Source organism: Vaccinium witches'-broom phytoplasma str. VAC, assembly GCF_000309405.1.
Classification (GTDB): Bacteria; Bacillota_I; Bacilli_A; order Acholeplasmatales; family Acholeplasmataceae; genus Phytoplasma.
This window is the reverse complement of sequence record NZ_AKIN01000206.1, coordinates 1-493: the sequence shown is the minus strand read 5'-3', so window position 1 is coordinate 493 and position 493 is coordinate 1. Positions and strand designations below refer to the sequence as shown.

Sequence of the window (493 nt, the reverse complement as noted above, 5' to 3'; positions counted from 1 at the left end):
CATTTTATATTAACTCCTTTTTTTATTTTTTAATCATGTTAATATCACTAAAAGGGAGGAATTGGTTAGTCAGTAATGTTTGTAAAAAGATATTCGCTTGAGGTGAAAAACAATCGATCACTTGGTTAATTCCTGGGATTTTTCCTTGATTGATTTTCTTGTTTAATCTTTGAGTTTCCACAGTGTTATTAGTTAATAAATAAAATTCAAAACGAGTATCTAGTTTTTTTAATTGTTGAGCTTCTACCATGGCTTGACGATAACGGTCACGCAGGCATGTTTTAATACTAAAGGCAATAATCCGTTTCGTTTGGGTAAATAACACTAAATCAAATTTAATATCTGGAATGAAGAATAAATAAGCTTGGGGGTATAAATTTGTGATTCCTTGATTTTGAAAATAGAGTAAAATAAGATATTCATTGATTTTACCACGGATCACTTTTTGACTTTGGGAGTTGTAATTGTTATTAATTAAATATTGATCTAGTAA

Annotated in this window: 1 pseudogene; it reads right to left on the bottom strand. The window is 28.6% G+C overall.

Annotated features, from left to right (window positions below):
• Positions 1-22 precede the first annotated feature (22 nt).
• Positions 23-493, bottom strand: a pseudogene (locus tag RI68_RS02945) (hypothetical protein); the annotation flags it as partial.